Source organism: Micromonospora sp. D75, from assembly GCF_018070405.1.
Taxonomy (GTDB): domain Bacteria; phylum Actinomycetota; class Actinomycetes; order Mycobacteriales; family Micromonosporaceae; genus Micromonospora; species Micromonospora chalcea.
On sequence record NZ_JAGPXV010000707.1, the window covers coordinates 1 to 2,829 of the forward strand.

General features: G+C 74.6%; 2 protein-coding genes. Both read right to left on the reverse strand.

What is annotated here, in order from left to right; genetic code table 11:
• Positions 1–1,336: bifunctional 3-(3-hydroxy-phenyl)propionate/3-hydroxycinnamic acid hydroxylase (locus KBX39_RS27940; protein ID WP_210873377.1), on the reverse strand; the 1,336-nt coding region annotated here is incomplete at its 3' end.
• 70 nt (positions 1,337–1,406) lie between these two features.
• On the reverse strand, positions 1,407–2,829 hold a 1,423-nt coding region (locus tag KBX39_RS27945), incomplete at its 5' end, for a type I polyketide synthase (RefSeq protein WP_210873379.1).

The window sequence follows — 2,829 nt, forward strand, 5'->3', positions numbered from 1 at the left end:
GCGTGTCCAGGAAGGCCCGGGCGTCGGCGTCGAGCAGGTCGTCGGGGTCCTCGGCGCAGAGCAGGACGAAGCCGGTGCCGACGACCTCGTCGAAGAGCCCGGCGCGGCCGTCGACCTCGACGCGGCCCTGCGGCATCGGGGCGCCGGCGGCCTCGCAGCCGCTGTGCAGGATCCCGCCGGACAGGGGCTCCAGCAGGGACCGGGTGCGCGGGCGGGCGGTACGCCGGCGCAGCTCGGCGAGCATCGCGGCGTCGCGGCCGGCCGCGGCGGCGCGGTCGGTCTCGCAGATCACCGTGCCCGAGTCCATGGACATCCGGATGGCGTGCTGCACGTGCGCGCAGCGCTCCTCCTGGTAGGTGTCCAGCAGGGCCTCGTCGGCGAGGCCGCGGTGCACCAGGTCGAGCTTCCAGGCGAGGTTGAGGGCGTCGCGGAAGCCCGAACTCATCCCCTGCCCCATGAACGGCGGCATCACGTGCGCCGCGTCGCCGGCGAGCAGGATCCGCCCGGAACGCCAGCGCCCGGCCGAGCATGCCTGGGTGGTGTAGACGCCGTACCGCTCCAGGGTGGCGTTGTCGGGGGTGATGTCGAAGAGGCCGAGCAGCCGCCACACGTTGGCGGCGCTCTCGAACTCCTCGCGGCTCTCCCCCGGCACCCGCATGAACTCCCACCGCCGGTGCCCCGGGCCGGCCGACACGGCCGTGCGGGGCCGCGCCGGGTCGCAGACCTGCAGGTTGTTCGGCTTGAACTCGCGGGCCTCGTGCGGGACCACGTCGCAGACCAGCCAGTCGTACGTGAAGCCGAGGTCGGTGACGCCGCTGCCCAGGTGCTCCCGCACGAAGCTGTTGGCCCCGTCGCAGCCGATGACCCAGCGGGCCGCGCGGACCTCCTCGCCGTCCGGGCCGGCGATGGTCACCTCGACCCGGTCGTCGTGCTCGACCAGGCCCGTCACCTGGTACGGGCGCAGCACCGTGACACCCGGCAGCTCCGCGCCCCGCTCGGCGAGCAGCGCCTCCAGTCCCGGCTGGTAGAACGAGACCGAGTCGGGCCAGCCCATCGGGCCGTTGCCGGTGACCTTGACGTGCAGCAGGGTCCGGCCGAAGCCGTTCTTGAAGGTGTACTCGCCGGACGACTCCACCACCGGCCCGAGGCGGTCGGCGACGCCGGCGGCGGCCAGGACACGGCGCGCCTCCCCGTCGTACGACACCGCGCGGGGGAAGTTGTAGGGAGTGGCCCACCGCTCGACCGCCGTGACGGTGAGCCCTCGCTGCGCCAGCAGGATCGTGAGCATCTCACCGACGGGGCCGTAGCCCACGATCAGGACGTCGGTCGTCAGCATCGGTATCGGTTCCTCAGGGGTCGGTCGGACACGGGGTCGGCTTGCGGCGGGCGGGGCGGCCGGACGGCCATCAGATGCCGAGTTCGGAGTCGATGAGGTCGAACAGGTCGTCGTCGCTGGCCAGTTCGAGATCGAGGTCGGGATCGCCGCCCGTGCCGGCGCGCATCGTCCGCCACTTGGCGATCAGCACCTCCAGGCGCGACCCGATCTGGTCGTGCAGCTCCGGTTCCACAGTGGCCTCGGTCAGCGAGCGCTCCAGGTTCTCCAGGTCCGCGAGGACCGGCGGGGCCGCCGGTCCGGTGTCCGGCGCCAGCTCGGACACCAGGTACGTGGCCAGCTCGTTCGGATCCGGATAGTCGAAGATCAGCGTGGCCGGCAGGCGCAGGCCGGTGGCCGTGGTCAGCCGGTTGCGCAGCTCGACGGCGGTCAGCGAGTCGAAGCCGATCTGGCTGAACGCCCGGCCCGGGGCCACCGCCACCCGGCTGCCGTGCCCGAGCACGCTCGCCGCCTGCTCGCGTACCAGGTCGACCACGAGGGTGTGGCGCTCGGGCCCGTCCAGCGCCGCCAGTTCGTCGGCGAGCGTGCGCCCGCCGCCGGCCGGGGTGGCCGCCCGCGCCGTCGGCCGCTCCCGGCGCAGCAGCCCGCGCAGCAGCGCCGGGGGCCGCTCGGCCCGCTCGCCGAGCGCGGCGACGTCGATCCTCGTCGGCACCAGCACCGGCTCGGCCAGCCGCAGGCCCGCGTCGAACAGGGCCATCCCCAGCTCGGACGGGATGGCGAGCTGCCCGTCACGGGCGGTGATCCGGGGATCGGTCCGGTCCAGCTTGGCGGTCATCTCGCTGGCCTGCTCCCACAGCCCCCAGGCGAACGACCGGCCCGGCAGCCCCTGCGCACGGCGGGCCAGGGCGAGCGCGTCGAGGAACGCGTTGGCCGCCGCGTAGTTGGCCTGACCGGGGACGCCGAAGACTCCGGCGCCGGAGGAGAAGAGCACGAACCCGGCGAGGTCGAGGTGGCGGGTGAGCTCGTGCAGGTGCCACGCGGCGTCGAGCTTCGGCGCGAAGACCGTGTCGACGCGCTGCGGGGTGAGGGCGGTGACCACCCCGTCGTCGAGCACCCCGGCGAGGTGCACGACGGCGGTCAACGGGTGCCGCTCCGGTACCGCCGCCAGCACCCCGGCGAGGTTGTCGCGGTCGGACACGTCGGCCGCCACCACCGTGGCCTCGGCCCCCAGGGCCCGCAGTTCGTCGAGCGCCTCGGTCGCGCCGGGGGCCCGCTCGCCGCGGCGGCTGACCAGCAGCAGCCGCCGTACGCCGTGCGTCTCGACCAGCCGCCGGGCGACCAGCCGGCCCAGGGTCCCGGTGCCGCCGGTCAGCAGCACCGTGCCGTCGGGGTCCCACGCCCGGGGCATGGTGAGCACCACCTTGCCGACGTGCCGGGCCTGGCTGACGTGCCGGAACGCCTCCGGCGCCTGGCGGACGTCCCACACCTGGGTGGGC